Origin of the sequence: Microbacterium sp. NPDC087589 (genome assembly GCF_044743635.1) — a bacterium.
In the GTDB taxonomy this organism is placed as follows: Bacteria; Actinomycetota; Actinomycetes; order Actinomycetales; family Microbacteriaceae; genus Microbacterium.
On sequence record NZ_JBIUWV010000004.1, the window covers coordinates 200,323 to 217,913 of the forward strand.

Below are 17,591 nucleotides of genomic sequence, written 5' to 3' on the forward strand. Positions count from 1 at the left end.
GCTTATGCGGCGGACTCCGGTCAGGCGTCGATGTCTGCGCGGCGCAGGCGGTAGCGGCGCAGCGTGAGCAGACTCGCCGCCATCAGCAGGGCGGGGAGGATGCTGAACGCGAGCACGATCCCCGTGATCGCGGCATCCGGCTGCTGCGTGGTCGTGCCGGCGACGCTCGAGACGTATCCCGTCGCGGCGAGCGTGAGGGAGACCGCGCTCGCTCCGAGCGCGAACCCGACGGTCTCGCCCGCCGTCCAGACGCCCGTGAAGGTGCCGGCCTGGCCCCTTCCGCTGAGGCGCTCGTCGTGTGAGATCACATCGGGCAGCATCGCCATGGGCAGCGACTGCAGTCCGGCGTAAGCGACGCCGGCCACCGCGATCGAGCCGTACATCCAGGTGCCGGGTGTCCCGACCGCGAGCACGAGCGATGCGGCGGCGATCAGGAAGATGACGCTTGCGAGGGAGAACGCCCGCTCCTTGCCCAGACGTCGCGCGACGACCGTCCAGCCAGGCGTCGCGAGCAGGGCGGGCCCGACGAGAGCCAGGAACACGAGAGTCACGGCGTCTTCCGAACGCAGCACCCAGGTGGCGACGTACTGCGCGCCGGCGAGCATCGTCCCGGTGGCGAGCGCCTGCAGCAGGAACGTGCCGAGGAGCGCACGGAACGGCTGACTGCGTCGAAGAGCGCGCACGCCGGCGGCGTACTGCTCCCGGAGCCCGGTCGGCGCGACCGCTGTCGGGCGTGCGTCCGCGTCCATGTGGCGGGCGGCGGCATCCGCTGTCGCCGATGCGATGAGCATGCCGATGCCGATGACCACGCCAGCGACCGCGCCCATCAGCAGGTATCCCGTGACGGGGTCGGCGGCGGCGCCCCTCAGCTCAGGGCCGCCGGCGCCGAACAGCAGGATGGATGCGGTGAGCACCACGACGCGCCACCCGAGCAGCCGGGTGCGCTCGTCGTATCCTGACGTCAGTTCGGCCGGCAGCGCGACGTACGGCACCTGGAACAGGCTGAAGGACGTCGCTGTGGCGAGGAACGCGAGGAGCACGCAGACGGCGGCGGCGGTGGGCCCCCATGACGGTGGCACAGCGAAAGTGAGCGCGAAGAACACCGGAAGGGTGAGGGCGCCGACCAGCATGAAACCTCGACGCGAGCCCGTCCGCGCGTACTGACGGTCCGACGCCGCGCCGATCAGAGGGTCGATGACGACGTCCCAGATCTTCGCGCCGGTGACGATGAAACCGGCGGTGAGAGCGGCGACACCGAGGTGGTCGGTGAGGAAGTACGTCAGCACCAGCCCGGGGAGGGTCGCATACCCGCCTGTGCCGAGCGAGCCGATCGCGTAGAGGGCGACCGTGCGGGCGGACAGGCGGACGGATGCTCGTTCGGGCCGAGCCGCGGTGCTCATCGCGCCAGTGTATCGGTGCGCGAAGACCCCGCTTCGGGTCAGATGAGCGTCAGATGAGCGAGAGTTCGCGGAGCTTCGACTCGACGTCTGCGTTCGACGGCTCGACGTGGTGCGAGGAGTCGGGGTAGACCACGACGGGGATGTTCATGCGGCCCGAGATGTCCTTCGCGATGTCGGCCGCAGACGGGTCGGCGACGAGGTCGACGTAGGTGTACTCCACGCCGAGCGAGTCGAGCTGCTTCTTGGTGCGGATGCAGTCGCGGCACCAGTCGGCGCCGAACATCGTGATCGCGGAGTCTGCAGGAGAAGTCATGTGTCCAGCGTAGAGCCGCGTGGCTGGACGGGCGCCGAGATGAGGAGGTCGACGATCCGACCGTTGCTTACTAAGGGTAGCCTTACCTATAGTTGGAGCATGAACAGCGCGTGCGAGCATCTCGAAGACCCCGACTGGGAGAACATCGAGGGGGTCGTGCTCATCGCCGGCGACTCGACCGACGCAGGGGCCATCGCCGCGATCGCCGCGCGGCTGCCCTGGGATGCCGAGGGGGTCATCCTCCTCGAGGCTGCTGCGCGCATCCAGTTCCGCCACATCGACGTGCCCGAGGGGGTGTCGGTGCGCTGGCTGCTGCGCGGCGACGGCATCCGTCAGCACGCGAAGGGCGAGCGCCTCGCGAATGCCGTGCACTCCTGGTGCGTCGAGTGGACGTGTGCGGAGCCGGCGCTGCAGTGGACGGTCTGGCTGGGCGCGCACACGCCGCCGCACGTGGCGCGGATGGCGCGCAGTCTTCTCGGCGTCACCAACTGAGTCTGCGAGCCCGGTGCTCGCCGATACGGTGTCCGCGGGTGGGACTCAGCGGGTCGCGAGCGCCGGAACGCCGACGGTGGCGCCGGCGCTGATCGCGTCGAGCGCGCGGCGCAGCGACGAGCTCGACGTGTGCGCCGTGTACGGGAAGTACACGACCTCGACGCCCACCTCCGCGAACTCCCGCTCGAGCCGCAGACCCTTGTCTGTGCCGCGCCAGTCGTCGCCCTTGAAGAAGTGCGTGAACTGCACGTCTCGCCACGAGTCCATCTTCGACGGACTGGTCTCGACGTAGACATCGTCGACGAACGAGATGTGACGGACGATCTCCGCCCGCTCGGCGGTCGGGATGACGGGCTCGATGCCCTTCACCTGCCGCAGCATCTCATCGCTGACGACACCGGCGACGAGAACGTCGCAGTGCTGCTTGGCGTGACGAAGAAGGTTGAGATGCCCGACGTGAAACAGGTCGAAAGCACCCACGGCATAGCCGATGCGCGTCCCCATGATCTCCCCAGATCAGTAATTCCCCAGAAGGCGGATCCCCATCCGCCCAGCGACTCCCACAGCCGCATCCCGTCACTCTAGCAGGTCGTCGTTTCCCGCTGCATAGGAACACATGGAACTATGGAGTCCGCAGTGCTCAGCACAGGGGAGGGGGCACAATGGGGACACCGGTCACCGTGATCGTGCCGACCTTCAACGAGCGCGAGAACGTCGCTGAGCTCGTGGCCCGCACCGCGGTCGCGCTCGCCGCATACGACGCGGAGATCCTCTTCGTCGACGACAGCACCGACGACACGGCCGCCGAGGTCGAGCGCGTGGCCGCCGACGCCCCGCTGCCGGTCAGGGTCATCCACCGCACCGACAACACCGGTGGGCTCGGGGGAGCGGTCGTCGTGGGGCTCGAGGCCGCGGAATCCGATCTCTGCATCGTCATGGACGGCGACCTGCAGCATCCGCCCGAACTGCTTCCTGCTCTGCTGATCCGCCACGACGACGGCGATGCCGACGTCGTGGCGGCCTCGCGCTACGTCGGCGGCGGCGACACGAGCGGTCTCGGCACCGCGGTGCGGTTCGGAGTGTCGCGGTCGGCGACGTGGCTGACGCGCGCGATGTTCCCGATCCGTCTCGCCCGCAGCACCGATCCGATGACCGGATTCTTCCTGGTCGATCGCACGCGCCTCGATCTGCCCGCACTCAAGCCGCAGGGCTTCAAGATCCTCCTCGAGATCCTCGCCCGCACGGATCTGCGCATCGCCGAGGTGCCGATGGAGTTCGGCGAGCGCCGCCACGGAACCTCCAAGGCGAGCCTGCGTCAGGGGGTGACCTTCGTCGCGCACCTGACCAGACTGAGATTCGGCAAGATGTCGCTCTTCGCGACGATCGGTGTGATCGGCGCTGTCGCGAACCTCGGCATCATGTGGCTGCTGACGCTGGCCGGTGTGCCCTACATCTGGGCGGCGATCATCGGCGCCGAGGTCACCATCATCGGCAACTTCATCCTGCAGGAGCGATTCGTCTTCGCGGATATGCGAACGGATGCCCGTGGGTTGGGCGGTCGCTTCGCCGCGTCGTTCACGTTCAACAACGTCGAGGCCGCACTGCGAATCCCGGTGATGGCGCTGATGGTCGAGACATGGCATATATCGAGTGTTCTCGCGACGGGGCTGTCGCTCATCGTCGCCTTCTTCGCGCGCTTCCTCTTCCACTCGCTGTTCGTATATGCGCCGAAACGGACCGTGAAGGTGGATACGACGACGGGCGAGCCGAAACCCGACACTGCGACCCTGCGCATCATCCGGGCGATCGACGCCGAGGCGATGAAGCCCGGCGAGCTCTGAGCCTCGCGTCCTGCCGCCCCGCCACTCGGCGCAGCGGGTCCGCGAGGTCGCGTCGAACTCGCGGTCCGGTGGTGCATGCGAGGATGTCTGGCGGGGAGGCGAGATGAAACGCAAGGCTCTGGGGGCCGTGATCGCGCAAGCGGCGCAGGCGGGGATAGGTCTGCTTCTGCAGATCCTCGTCGCGCGGCTGCTCGGGATCGACGAGTACGGGCGCTTCGCGATCCTGTACGGGGTCGTGATCGTCGCGACGGCCGTCGTGACGGGGCTCATCGGCGATTCGCTCGTCGTGCTGGACCGATCGCAGCGCGCGATCCGTGCCGGTCTGCAGGCGATGCTGCTCGTCACGTCGGCCGTGCTCGGGGCGGGTGCGTTCCTGATCGCCTGGCTCACTGGTTTCTCGGATGTCCTCGAGGCGGCGTTGTTCGCGGTCGCTCTCGCCGCATTCGCCGTCGAGGAGATCGTGCGGCGGCTTCTGATCGCTCACATGTCGTTCGTGCGCACCGCCGTCACCGATCTCGCCGGATTCCTCGTCGCGCTCGCGATCATCCTCGCGGTGAATGCGACAGGTACGCTCTCACTGGCAGCGTTCCTCGCAGGCATCGCTGCGGGGCAGATCGTTGCGACATTCGTCGGCTGGTCGCTCGTGCCCCGCTCCGATCGGCATCTCGTCGGGCTCCGCGGCGCCGCGATCGCCCCGGTCTGGCGCTATGGCATGTGGCGCGGACTGCAGCAGGTGCTGCGCCCCAGTCTGTTCACGGTGCTGCGCCTCCTGGTGCTCGCGGGGGCAGGCCTCACCGCGGTCGGCCTGCTCGAAGCTGCTCGCACGTACACATCGCCGTTGATCCTGGTGATCGGCGGACTGTCGTCGTTCCTCTTCGTGCGCTTCGCCGACCAGCGCAGGGCCGGCCAAGGAGGTTCCGTCCGTGAAGCGGACCGCGTCGTGGGCTTCCTCCTGATCGGCACTGTCCTGATGAGCGTCGTCGCCGTGGCGCTGATTCCCTGGGTGAGTCCGCTCCTCTTCGACGTCACGGTCGATCCGCTCGCGGTCATCGCCTGGCTGGCCTACGGGATGTCGGTCGCGATCGTCACCCCGTACGGAGCCCTGGGAGCCGTCGGCGGGCGGCAGATCGCCGTGTTCGTCATCCGCCTGTCCGACACCGTCCTCGCGATCGTCGCGGTGATCGTGATGATGGCGTGGGGTGCGGAGCCCTCGACTCTCCCGTTCGCTCTCGCGGTGGCCTCGATGCTCGGCGGTCTGGGGTTGCGGTGGCTGGTCGTCGCCGATGGCCGTGCCGAGAGGCCGCCGCGGTAACAGGTGGCCGCGGGGCCAATGGTAGGTTTAGGCCCTGTCTTCGACTGAGGGGGTTGGCGATGGAAGATGTCCCTTATGGACGTATTCTGCGCGAGGGATGGGTGGTCATCCTCGTGCTCGCGGTGTTCGGTGCCGGCATGGGGTGGCTCGTCACCAAGATGCTTCCAGAGACCTATGCGGCGACCTCGACTCTTCTGCTGCGCGTCGATTCGACCGAGGCATCGCTGTTCGAGCGCAACCAGTTCAGCCTGGCGCGCATCAAGTCGTATCCGCCTCTGGTCGACAGCCCCGAGGTCGTCGATGCCGTGCGCGACGACCTCGACCTCGACGAAGACGAGTACCCCGACCGAGACATCCGGCGGATGGTGTCGGCCGAGAACACCGCCGACACCGTGCTGCTCGTGGTCCGCGCCGACGCGCCGACCGCCCAGCTCGCCGCGGACATCGCCAACTCGGCCGCGACCCACCTGTCGGAGGTGATCGGCGAAACCGAGAACGACGAGGATGACGCTCGCTACACCGTCGCGCTCGATCAGGTGCTGCCGGCAGTCGCACCGCTTGCGCCGATCTCGCCGCAGGTGACGGCGATCACAGGCCTCGGCGGAATCGCCGGCCTCGCACTCGGAGCGATCGTCGCCGTGTATCGCACCACGACCAACCGGCGTCTGCGCACGATCTCGGACGTTCGGCGCTCGTCCGGCCTCCCCGTCATCGGGCAGATACCGAGGCGCAGTCGTCTGCGTCCGGATTCGAACTCCGGAGCGGTCGTCGCCTACGAGGAAGCCGCCGGAAACCTCGTCGCGCTCGCCGGAGGCGGTGTGCGCACGCACGTGGTGGTCCCCGCCTCGAACGACGCGATGGACGACGATGCGGTGGCGGGGATGCTCGAGGCCCAGCGGCTGATCGGTGCGACCGCGTGCGTCGTGGACACGAGAGAGTCGCACGTGAAAGGCCGGGGTCACACGCTCAATGAGGTGCTCGAGGGCGAGTCGATCTCGACCGATGAGGAGACCGACGGGGTCTTCGTCGCCGACGACCCCATCCCGCTCGAGAAGCTGGTCTCGGAGCTTCCCGACATCATCACTGCCATGCACGAGGACTTCGATGTGGTGGTCGTCCTGTGCGATCCGGGGGCGTCAGCGCTCATCGAGAAGCTGGTGGAGGTCCCGGGGGCCGGCGTCATCATCAACGTGACGCACAACTCCACGTCCGCGACCGATCTGGTGGCCGTCACGACGCGTCTGCGGGTCATGGGCGTGCGCCCCGTGGGTGTGGTGATGCTGCACACGGGCTCGAGATCCCTCGGCTCCATCGCTGAGTCATGGCGGATCTCCGACCGTGATCCGGTTCACGCGGGCACCGGAGGCTCGCATGCCCGCTCTGACTGACACCCGTCGCCAACCCCGGCAGCAGTCCGCCCATCACCCGAGTACCGCTCGGGTGACGGTGGTGGGTGCCCTCTATGTGCTGATCATCGTCAGCGTGATCCCGTGGCGAAGCGCGACCATCTACTCCGGTGGGGCCGACGGGGTGGTGGTCGCCAAGGCTGCGATCGCTGTTCTCGCGTTCGGCGCGACCCTCGCCCTGGCCGCGCGAACGCGCGAGCGGGTCGCCGTCGGAATCGCGCCTGCAGGGGTGATCGCCGTCGCTCTGCTGGTGAGCGTGCTCGGGTCGGTTCTCGCTGGCAACGACTCTGCGACGATCATCCTCGTCGGCAGGATGTTCCTGGTGATGGCCACGATCCTCTTCCTCCTCACCACCGTTCCCTGGGTGACGAGCATCGCGTGCCTCCTCACGGCGATGGCCTCGGTGGCGGTCGTCGCCGCGGTGACAGGCCTGCCCACCCTCGCGGCGAGTGGTCGCCTCGGCGGAGGCATCCCCGAGATCCACCCCAACGAGCTCGCGGGACTCGTGGCCGCGCCGCTCATCGGGCTGGTGATCCTGATGCTGCGCAACGGCGTGCGGGTGTGGCGTCTCCTCGCCGCGGTCGTTCTGGTGGGGATCGCCGTGGCCAGCGGGTCACGGACCGGGCTGCTCGCGATCGTCGTCGGAATCGGCGTCGCCGTTCTCGTCAACGGGATCCGTGATCGCAGCGTGCTCTATCTGCTCCTCGGAGCCCTGCCGCTCGGGTACGCCATCGGCTCGTTCACCGACGTGTTCGGCGACCTGGCGACAAGAGCCGGCTCCAATGACACCTCGACCGCGCTCGACTCGCGCTTCGACGTGTGGCGGGTGGTGATCGGCTGGGACTGGGACGAATGGCAGAAGTGGATCGGCATCGGACTCTCGGCCAAGAAGATCCCCGTGGACATCAAGTGGCGCGACGAGCAGGTGCTCGACAGCAGCTGGGCCTCGCTGCTCGCGCAGACCGGGCTGATCGGCACGGCGTTGATCGCGGCGCTCATCGTGTGGTGCGTGGCGAGCGCGCTGATCTCGTCGCGGCGCCGGTGGCTCCTCACACCCTTGCTGACTCTCGTCATCATCCGTTCCGTCACGGAGAGCGGTCTGATCGACAGCGCGACGGCCTTCATCCTGTTCTTCGTGGTGGCCTCGCTGCTCACGCACCGGTCTCGACATGCGGACGACCCCGTCGGCCCCGAGTACGACCGGGTCGACGGGCGCAGGTCGCGACACCTGACTCTCACCTAGAATGTCGGTATATCCGTGTCATCGACACGGAGATCCGGTGCGGAGGAGGGGACCAGTGTCTGAGTCGCTCAATGAGCCGCATCGGCGGATGGGGTGGCGAGGATGGACTGTCGTCGGCGTGATCGCGGCGCTCCTGATCGGCGGGATAGCCTGGGGAGTGCTGGCGAACAACACCTCCGGCGACGAGGAACCAGGCGCCACGTCGAGTCCCGGCGCGACTGCCAGCCCAGGGCCGACGCCGACAACCCAGCCCACTGAGTTCGAGACGCCGTCGCCCGGTTCCACCGATCCGGTCGTCAAACCCGACACGGGAGACGAGGTACCGCTCGACGAGCCCGCACCGGCCGTGCAGGGCGTCGTCTCAGAGGTCACCGCGCTGGAGGCCATCACCGCCGGCAACGACATCCCGGGCGAACCGAGCGGCCCGGCGATCCAGGTGACGGTGCGGCTGACGAACGATTCTGACGAGGCTGTCGACACCGCAGGGGCGAATGTCACTCTGACGTACGGCGGCGATGACCGACTTCCGGCGGCCGGTCTCACGGGAGACGGATCCTCGGTCTGGCCGGCCTCGATCGCAGCGGGCGCCAGCGCCGAAGCAATATTCCAGTTTGCAGTTCCCTCTTCTCCTGAAGGGGACCTGCGTGTTACCGTCGATATATTGGCTTCTGCGCCAAACGTCATCTTCGTAGGCCCGCGACCCTAGGTCGTCAGCACCGAGCGGCGTAATACTGGGGAATCATCGTTCGGTGCCGATGTAGGGGTCGCGCACGAACGGTCCATCATCTGGGGAGATGAACGATGGGCACTACAGCAATGTCTTGGGGACGCCGCACTCGCGGGGCGTTCGTCGCGATGGCGATGACGCTCGCCGTGGCCTTCGGATCACTGGTGGCGATGTCACCCGCACAGGCGGACGTGAGCCCGCCTACGGGCGAAGCCCCGACGGTCACTGCGGATTCGCTGCCGACCGTGCAGATCAACGGGATCGTGTGGGACCAAGCCGTCGTCGGCAACGTCGTGTACGCGGCCGGCAAGTTCACCAGCGCACGCCCCGCAGGGGCGGCCGCCGGCACGAATGAGACGCCGCGGTCGAACCTGCTGGCCTACGACATCCGCACCGGGGTGCTGATCGCGTCGTTCGCGCCGTCGATCAATGGCCAGGTGCGCCAGGTCGAGGCCTCGCCGGACGGCACCCGCCTCTACATCGTGGGTGACTTCACGACGGTGAACAGCCAGACCCGGAATCGCGTGGCGGCGTTCGACCTGCCCTCCGGCACCCTCTCGTCTTTCAATCCGAACTCGAACGGCGTCACCTCCGGCGTGGCGGCGACCAACGACACGGTGTACATCACCGGCACGTTCGGTCGGGTCTCGGGCAACGACCGCTCAGGTGCAGCGTCGTTCACCCGCAGCGGCACGCTGCTGCCCTGGGCCCCCGTGCTCGAGCAGCGCCAGGGCCGTGTCGTGACCGTCTCTCCCGCGGGCGACAAGGTGGTCCTCGGCGGCAACTTCCAGACTCTCAACGGCAGCTCCAACCCGGGCTACGGCCTGGCCATGGTGTCGGCATCCGACGCCTCTCTGCTGCCGTTCGCCGCGAACAACGTCATCCGGAACGCCGGCCTCGATGCGGCGATCCTGTCGCTGAAGTCCGACGGCGACGACATCTACGGCACCGGCTATGTGTTCGGCAACGGCGGCAACCTCGAAGGATCCTTCCGCGCCTCGTGGGCGAGCGGCGACCTGGTCTGGGTCAATGACTGCCACGGTGATCAGTACGACGTCGAGCCCATGGGCGACGTCGTGTACGCGGCCGGTCACTCGCACTACTGCGGCAGCCTCGAAGGCGGATTCCCGCAGAGCGACCCGTGGTCGTTCTATCGCGGCATCGCGGTCTCGAAGGACTCCTCGCGGATCATGCCCTACGGGCTGAACCTCGGGTATTTCGATTTCGGCGGCAACCCGGCCCCCAAGCTGCTGCACTGGTTCCCCAGCTTCAACGCGGGCAACGTCAGCGGTGCATCGCAGGGACCGTGGTCGGTGACCTCGAGCAGTGAGTACCTCGTGTACGGCGGCGAGTTCACCCGCGTGAACAACACCGGGCAGCAGGGTCTCGCGCGCTTCGCCGTGACCGAGAAGGCCCCGAACGCGCAAGGCCCGATCCTGTGGAACACGGCGTGGCCGGCATCGTCTCTCGCACTCACGGGAGGCTCCGTGCGCGTGAGCTGGCCGCTCAACTACGACCGCGACAGCGAGTTCCTCAAGTATGAGGTGCTGCGCGACAACGTGGTCGTCAAGACCTTCGAGAACGTCCGTTCGAAGTCCGCCGACTGGGGGCTCCCTCCCATGGCATTCGTCGACACGACCGTCACGAACGGCACGACGTACACCTACCGGGTGCGCGCTACAGACAACGAGGGACACACGATCCTCGGCGGGACGACCACCGTGACGGCATCCGGCTCGGCTTCTCCGAGCGCGTACCGCACGGCGGTGCTCGACGATGCGCCCCTGAGCTACTGGCCGCTCGACGATTCCTCCGCGACGCTCTCGTACGACTGGGCCGGCGCCTCCGATCTCGCCGTCCGCAGCGGCGTGACCCGCGGAGCCTCGGGAGCCATGCTCTCCGACTCGCGCGATGCCTCGGACTTCAACGGTTCGGGCACCGGCTTCGCGTCGACCACCACCGCGATCGCCGGGCCCTCCACCTTCGGAGTCGAGGCCTGGTTCAAGACCACGTCGACCAACGGCGGAAAGATCGTCGGATTCGGCAGCAGCGCGACGGGAACGTCGGGCAGCTACGACCGCCACGTCTACATGGAGCCGAGCGGGCGGGTCACCTTCGGCGTCTACCCCGGATCCATCCAGACGATCAGCTCGTCCACGGCCTTCAACGACGGCGAGTGGCACTACATGTCCGCCGGTCTCAGTGACGGTGGCATGGTGCTCTACATCGACGGCGTCCGCGTGGCGCAGCGCACGGACATCACCTCGGCCCAGCCCTACAACGGCTACTGGCGTGTCGGAGGTGACACCTCCTGGTCGGGTGCAGCCTTCTTCGACGGTCAGATCGACGAGGTCGCCATCTACGACGCCCCGTTGACGCGTGAGCAGGCAGCCTCGCACTACGTCGCGTCCGGGAGGGAGCTCGAGGGTGCGACGGCACCCGGCGATGCCTACGGCGCCGCCGTCTATGCCGCCGACCCCGCGTTGTACTGGCGTCTCGGCGAGTCGACCGGCAGCGTCGCGGCCGATGCCTCCGGGTACAACCAGAAGGGGAACTACTTCGGGAGCGTCGGCAAGGGTGCAACGGGAGCGCTCGAAGGCGTGAGCAACACCGCGGCGTCGTTCGCAGGAGGCCAGGTCATCAGCCAGAACTCCTTCACCAACCCGCGGTCGTACTCGCTCGAGGCCTGGTTCAAGACCGACACGACCACCGGTGGCAAGATCATCGGCTTCGGCAACAGCTCGAACGGCAACTCCTCGAACTACGATCGCCACGTCTACATGACGCCGGACGGCAAGCTCATCTACGGCGTGTACGTCGGCTTCACCGAGACTCTGCAGACCTCCGCGTCGTACAACGACGGCCAGTGGCACCAGGTCGTCGCGACACAGGGCCCGACCGGCATGAGATTGTACGTCGACGGCGTGCTGCAGGGTTCCAACGGCCAGACCAACGCGCAGGACTATTCCGGGTACTGGCATGTGGGCGGCGACGTCACGTGGGGTCCGGGTGACTGGGAGTTCGACGGCACGATCGATGAGGTCGCGGTGTATCTCGCACCACTCTCCGAGACCGCTGTCTCACAGCACTACTCGCTGGGTGCCACTGGCGCTCCGGCCAACATCGCCCCGAACGCGAGCTTCACGACGTCCGTCAGCAAGCTCGGCCTCGCGGTCGACGCCGGCGCCTCGACGGATGCCGACGGCACGATCGCCGGGTACAGCTGGAACTGGGGTGACGGATCGCCCGACGGCACCGGCGCCACAGCGACGCACACCTACGCAGTCGCCGGCTCGTACACGGTGACCCTCACCGTCACCGACGATGAGGGCGCCACGGACACCGAGACCACGATCGTCGACGCAGTCGCCAACCAGGCGCCTGTCTCCTCCTTCACCTCTTCGGCCGCCGACCTGAGGGTCGACGTCGACGCGAGTGCCTCGCAGGACACCGACGGCACGATCGCCGGGTACTCCTGGAACTGGGGGGATGCGACCGCCGCAGGCACGGGCGCGACCGCAACGCACACATACGCGGAGGCCGGCACCTACACGATCACCCTCACGGTGACCGACGACGAGGGCGCGACATCCGAGGAGACCGCGTCGATCACGGTGACGGCGCCCGTCGGCGCGGTGACGTACGCATCGGATTCGTTCAACCGCACGGTCGCCAGCGGCCTCGGTACGGCGAACACCGGGGGAGCGTGGACACTGTCGAACACAGCATCCAACTACCTCGTCAGCGGTGCCTACGCCGCGTTCCAGCAGCCGGCCGGAGGTGCGCAGAGGTACGCATACCTCACGGGAGTCTCGTCGACCGACACCGCGGTGGATGTCGATGTGGTTCTGCCGCAGCGCCCGACCGGCGGCAGCGCCTACTACACGGTCTCCGCACGACGTGTCGGCACGGAAGACTACAAGTCGCGCATCATCGTGTCGCCGACCGGAGGAGTCCAGCTGCAGCTGCAGCAGACCACCACGGTCCTGACGAGCGTGTCGGCTGGGATCACCGTCAACGCCGGCGACGCGCTCCACGTGCGCACCGAGGCGACGGGCACGTCGCCGACGACGATCAGGGCCAAGGTGTGGAAGGTCGGGACGACCGAGCCCACAGCCTGGACGTCGACGACCACCAGCTCCACAGCCGCACTGCAATCGGCGGGTCACGTCGGACTCGGCGTCTACCTCGGTGGTTCTGTCACCAACGTCCCGTTCCAGACCCGGTTCGACAACTTCTGGGCAGGGTCGACGACCGGAGGCCCGACGCCACCGGCGAACCAGTCGCCCGTCGCGGCGTTCACCAGTGCGGTGAACGGCCTCGCGGCGACCGTGGACGGATCGACGTCGACAGATCCCGACGGCACGATCGCCGCGTACGCCTGGGACTTCGGAGACGGTGGTACCGGAACCGGGGCAACCCCGACAGCGCACTCGTATGCCGTTGCAGGCACCTACCAGGTGACGCTGACGGTGACGGACGACAAGGGAGCGACTGGGACGGTGACGGAGCCGGTGACGGTGACGGACACGCCAGGCAACCAGAACCCGGTGGCGTCGTTCACAGCCACGCCGACCGATCTCACCGTGGCCGTCGACGCCTCGGCGTCCTCGGACCCGGATGGCACGATCGCCTCGTATGCGTGGGACTTCGGCGACGGCGCGACCGGCACCGGAGCCACGGCTTCGCACCCGTATGCCGCGGGCGGCACCTACACGGTGACACTCACAGTGACCGACGACCTCGGCGCGGTGAACACCGTCACCCAGCCCGTGACCGTCGTCGCACCGGCCGGCGCCGCCTTCGCCGCAGACGACTTCGGTCGGGCGAACGGCACGCTGGGCACGGCGCAGACCGGCGGAGTGTGGGCACAGACGAGCGGCGCGGCGAACGTCGCGATCGACAACGGTGCAGCGAAGTTCACGACTCAGGCGGCAGGGCAGACTCGCACCGCGACTCTCAACGCGGCGACCTCGACGAGCACCGATCTGACCTTCACGGTCACGGCGCCGGCACTGCCGACGGGAGCACGCTTCTATGTCGCGGCCCTCGCCAGGGTGGTGGGGTCCGATGACTACCGGGCTCGGTGGCTGATCGGGGCCGACGGCACGGTGACCTCACAGCTGGCTCGCGGCGGAACCGCGCTGGTGTCGCAGAACATGACGGGCTTCACCTTCGCTGCCGGAACGATATATAACGTGCGGGTCCAAGCGTTCGGGACAGGAACGACGACACTCCAGAGTAAGATCTGGGCGGCGGGAACCACCGAGCCGGCTGCCTGGCAGCTGTCCACGACGGATTCCACTGCGGTGTTGCAGACCGCCGGTCACATCGGAATCTCCACGTATGCGGGATCCGGTTTCACCAGCGTTCCCTACACCCTGACATTCGATGACTTCACAGCACGAGGAGTGACCCCCTGAGTTTCGCAGAAGCGTACCGGAGCCTTTCAGCAGCGCAGAAGGGGCGGGCCCGTGGGGCCCCCGCGTACTCTGTGTTCGTCAATCGCCCGGTGGGGCGGGTCATAGCCGCGGGCGCATACACCGCAGGTCTGACGCCCAATCAGGTCTCTCTGATCAGCGCGGCGTTCACCTTCACCGGGATCGTGCTGCTGGCGACAGTTCCTCCATCGATCGTGTTGGGCATCGTCGTGTGGCTGCTCCTCGCGATCGGATACGCCTGGGACAGCGCCGATGGGCAGGTTGCACGTCTGCGAGGGGGAGGTTCCCTGGCAGGTGAGTGGCTCGACCACGTCCTCGACTCGACCAAGCTGGTCTCTCTTCCGATCGCAGTGACGATCGGCGCCTACCGGTTCTTCCCGCTGCCGTCGGAGCTCTGGCTCCTGGTTCCACTCGGGTTCGCGGTGGTCTCGACCGTCACGTTCTTCGGGATGATCCTCAACGATCTCCTCAAGGGGAAGCGAGGCGTGCCTCAGGCTTCCGAATCGGGCGGATTCTCGCTCGTCCGATCCCTTCTCGGTCTGCCGACCGACTACGGCGTCCTCTGCTTCGCTTTCGTGCTGTGGGGCTGGCCGCCCGCTTTCATGCTGGTATACAGCCTCCTCGCCCTCGCCGCGCTGCTGTACTTGGCCGCCGCTCTGGCCATATGGTTCCGGAAGATGTCCGCGCTCGGCTGAGCCCACACGCACTCCGTGCGCTGACAGTCATCGGACAGTATCAGCGAATCCTCAGCCACTGTGCAGGGAATTCAGGCTATTGTCTACGACAATCCGCCACCGAAGCCGGATGTCGAAGCTGCTACACCCGACCCTGCAGTGACGAGAAGCCATCGGAGACCCTCCCCCCATGCGTAAAAGCTCCCTCCCCCTGATCGCAGCCTTATCCGCACTACTCCTTCCCTTCGCCTCCGTGGCCCCCGCCGCGGCCGCGGAGAGTTCCGGGGTGGTCCTCATCCAGGACTCGATGACGCGCACCGTCGCCAAAGGCCTCGGTGCCTCGCCGGACGGTCGGACATACGACGCCTCACCGCTGACCTCCGTCTCGGTCGCCAACGGCAAAGCGAAGCTGTCCGCCGCCGCTCCCGGGTCCACGGTGACGGCGCGACCGGTCGGCCTCTCCGTCCGCGATTCCACGCAGTCGACGGTCTTCACGCTTCCCGGACTGCCGAAGTCCGGCTCCGGCGTGTACGTGAGCCTGCAGTCCCGCCTCACAGCCGACGGCTTCTATCAGACCCAGGTCCGTGTGGATCCGAAGGGCGTGGTGCTTCTCGAGACGCTCCGGGTGAACGCGGGCGTGCAGACGAGCCTGGGCCACACGTCGGTCCCCGAGCTCCGCGTGAAGGCCGGTGTCCCCTTCGTTCTCGAGACTCGCCTCGCAGGGACGAGCGCAGTCACGGTCGATGCACGGGTGAACGCGACAGGAACGAAGCCGACCACGTGGAAGCTCTCTGTCACGGATCGCTCGGCGAAACGCCTCTCGTCCCAGGGGCGCGTGGGAGTGCGGCTCTACGTTTCGCGGAGCACACCCGCGCTGGCAGCGCTCTTCGATGATCTCAAGGTCACAGCGAACGCGACGACGCCGCCGACGGCTCCGACGGCCCCGACAGCCCCGACGGCCCCGACAGCTCCGACGACGCCCGCGACCCCGACGGTTCCGACAGCGCCCACGGCTCCGACCGCGCCCGCCGGTGCGGCCGGTGCAGCACCGGTCTGGAACGTCGCCGGTGCGAGAACGGCTGCAGGGTCGGCACTCGTCGGAACCACCAAGTATGCGGTTCCCGCTGGAGCACTCTTCGTCAGCGTGAGCGGAACCTCGGCCGGCTCGGGCACCTCCGCGGCGCCCTTCGCCACGGTCCAGGCTGCGGTCGACCGGGCGCCTTCAGGCTCGACGCTTGTGCTTCGCGCGGGCTCGTATCACGAAACCGTCGTCATTCCGTCGGGCAAGAAGATCACGATCCAGTCCTACCCTGGCGAGGCGGTCTGGTTCGACGGCGCCTCGACGTTGAAGAACTGGCAGGCTTCCAGCGGCCGCTGGTTCAGCCCGGACTGGAAGCACAACTTCGATTCGACGCCGTCCTTCACCAAGGGCGAGGCCGACGGCACGGAACCCGGATGGCGATGGCTGAACGCGGCGTATCCCATGGCCGCGCACCCCGAGCAGGTCTGGATCGACGGCGCCGCTCAGATCGAGGTCTCTTCACTGGCGGCCCTGAAGCCGGGTACCTTCTTCACCGACGTGACGAACGACCGGCTCTATCTCGGGAGCGATCCTGCGGGCCGCACGGTGCGCGCGTCGACTCTGACCAAGGCGCTGTCGCTGCGCGGAGAGGGCGCGGTCGTCCGAGGCATCGGCGTCCGCAACTACGCGACGTCCGTCTGGATGATGGGCGCCGTCACCGTCGAAGCGTCGAAGGCGACGATCGAGAACGTCGTGATCTACGACACGGCGTCGACCGGGCTCTTCGTCGGTGCCTCGAACGCGACCGTCCGAGATGTGACGCTGGCACGCAACGGTCTGATGGGGCTCGGCGCCAACTACGCTGACGCGCTGGTGATCGATGACCTCCTCGCCGTCGAGAACAACGCCGAGCATTTCAACACATCGCCGGTGTCCGGCGGTGTGAAGATCGCGAAGTCGCGGGGAGTCACCGTCAGTGACTCCGCTCTGCTGAGAAACGACGGCCCAGGGGTGTGGCTCGATCAGTCGGTCTACGACGTTCGCATCACAGGGTCGGACATCGTCGAGAACAGGGGCGCCGGCGCGTTCCTCGAGCTGTCGCAGAAGATCGATTTCGTCAACAACCTCGTGCTTCGAAACGTGGGCAACGGTGTCAAGATCAACAACACCGGCGGTGTGAACCTGTGGAACAACACGATCATCGGCGGCGACCGTGCAGTCAACATCGTGCAGGACAGTCGGAACGCATCCGACAAGTCCGTACCGGGTCACAACGCCCGACGTCCGTTCCCGGATTCGACGATGCCGTGGCTCATCCGCGATATCTCGATGGGCAACAACGTGATCGGTGAAAGCTCGGGAAACTGCACGGTGTGCGTCGAGGACTACACGCACAGGTACACGCCGGCCGAACTCAACATCCGGTCGGACGGCAACGTGGTGCAGCGCAACAGCACTGCAGCGCCCACCTGGTTCGTCATCTGGTCGCGTGGTACGGCCAACGTGAACCCGTACGTCTTCACGAACTGGCAGACCTACCGCACCACCACGGGCCAGGACGCGAACTCGACCGCGGTCGAAGGGCGAGCCGCCACCGATCCCTCAGGTCGGCTCCTTGCCGGCGTGACCGCATCGGCGAAGAGCCTCCCGGGTATCGTCGCGACGATCCTCGGTTCAGCGACGCCCACGATCGGGGCGCGGTTCCCCTGACCGGACCTCTG

Annotated in this window: 12 protein-coding genes; 9 read left to right on the forward strand and 3 right to left on the reverse strand. The window is 67.4% G+C overall.

Annotated features, from left to right (window positions below; all coding sequences use genetic code 11):
• Nucleotides 1-20: 20 nt before the first annotated feature.
• Both ACIOU8_RS11100 and ACIOU8_RS11105 read right to left on the reverse strand, forming a co-directional pair.
• Entirely contained in the window at nt 21-1,400 is a 1,380-nt protein-coding gene (locus tag ACIOU8_RS11100) for an MFS transporter (RefSeq protein ID WP_400789220.1), read from the reverse strand.
• A 49-nt stretch (nt 1,401-1,449) separates the two neighbouring features.
• Nucleotides 1,450-1,713 (reverse strand): glutaredoxin domain-containing protein, encoded by a 264-nt coding sequence (locus ACIOU8_RS11105; protein ID WP_140036034.1) that lies wholly within the window; start codon nt 1,711-1,713, stop codon nt 1,450-1,452.
• 99 nt (nt 1,714-1,812) lie between these two features.
• On the opposite strand from ACIOU8_RS11105, the gene ACIOU8_RS11110 reads away from it, so the two are divergent.
• A complete protein-coding gene (locus tag ACIOU8_RS11110) occupies nt 1,813-2,205 on the forward strand; it encodes an SIP domain-containing protein (RefSeq protein ID WP_140036035.1) in 393 nt (130 codons plus the stop codon).
• A gap of 45 nt (nt 2,206-2,250) precedes the next feature.
• Here the strand turns inward: ACIOU8_RS11110 and ACIOU8_RS11115 are convergent, their stop codons facing one another.
• Nucleotides 2,251-2,709 carry an adenylyltransferase/cytidyltransferase family protein gene (locus tag ACIOU8_RS11115; protein WP_400789223.1) on the reverse strand — a complete coding sequence of 153 codons (459 nt, stop codon included), beginning with the start codon at nt 2,707-2,709 and terminating at the stop codon, nt 2,251-2,253.
• Nucleotides 2,710-2,867: 158 nt separating this feature from the next.
• On the opposite strand from ACIOU8_RS11115, the gene ACIOU8_RS11120 reads away from it, so the two are divergent.
• The 8 genes from ACIOU8_RS11120 to ACIOU8_RS11155 all read left to right on the forward strand — a co-directional run bounded on the left by ACIOU8_RS11120 (nt 2,868) and on the right by ACIOU8_RS11155 (nt 17,580).
• Nucleotides 2,868-4,046 (forward strand): glycosyltransferase, encoded by a 1,179-nt coding sequence (locus ACIOU8_RS11120; RefSeq protein WP_400789226.1) that lies wholly within the window; start codon nt 2,868-2,870, stop codon nt 4,044-4,046.
• Nucleotides 4,047-4,149: 103 nt separating this feature from the next.
• Complete coding sequence (locus tag ACIOU8_RS11125) at nt 4,150-5,358, forward strand: lipopolysaccharide biosynthesis protein (protein ID WP_400789229.1); 1,209 nt, start codon at nt 4,150-4,152, stop codon at nt 5,356-5,358.
• A 59-nt stretch (nt 5,359-5,417) separates the two neighbouring features.
• The gene (locus tag ACIOU8_RS11130) at nt 5,418-6,746 is read left to right on the forward strand and encodes a hypothetical protein (RefSeq protein ID WP_400789231.1); all 1,329 of its coding nucleotides are present in this window, start codon (nt 5,418-5,420) and stop codon (nt 6,744-6,746) included.
• A complete protein-coding gene (locus ACIOU8_RS11135; RefSeq protein ID WP_400789233.1) occupies nt 6,730-8,007 on the forward strand; it encodes an O-antigen ligase family protein in 1,278 nt (425 codons plus the stop codon). Before ACIOU8_RS11130 ends, ACIOU8_RS11135 begins: the two co-directional genes overlap by 17 nt.
• Nucleotides 8,008-8,062: 55 nt before the next feature.
• On the forward strand, nt 8,063-8,713 hold the full coding sequence (locus ACIOU8_RS11140) for a hypothetical protein (protein WP_400789236.1): 651 nt from the start codon (nt 8,063-8,065) through the stop codon (nt 8,711-8,713).
• 95 nt (nt 8,714-8,808) lie between these two features.
• Nucleotides 8,809-14,157 (forward strand): PKD domain-containing protein, encoded by a 5,349-nt coding sequence (locus ACIOU8_RS11145; protein WP_400789239.1) that lies wholly within the window; start codon nt 8,809-8,811, stop codon nt 14,155-14,157.
• A gap of 89 nt (nt 14,158-14,246) precedes the next feature.
• Nucleotides 14,247-14,870, forward strand: a complete 624-nt coding sequence (locus ACIOU8_RS11150; RefSeq protein WP_400789241.1) for a CDP-alcohol phosphatidyltransferase family protein — start codon at nt 14,247-14,249, stop codon at nt 14,868-14,870.
• A 265-nt stretch (nt 14,871-15,135) separates the two neighbouring features.
• The gene (locus tag ACIOU8_RS11155) at nt 15,136-17,580 is read left to right on the forward strand and encodes a right-handed parallel beta-helix repeat-containing protein (RefSeq protein ID WP_400789244.1); all 2,445 of its coding nucleotides are present in this window, start codon (nt 15,136-15,138) and stop codon (nt 17,578-17,580) included.
• Nucleotides 17,581-17,591: the final 11 nt, after the last annotated feature.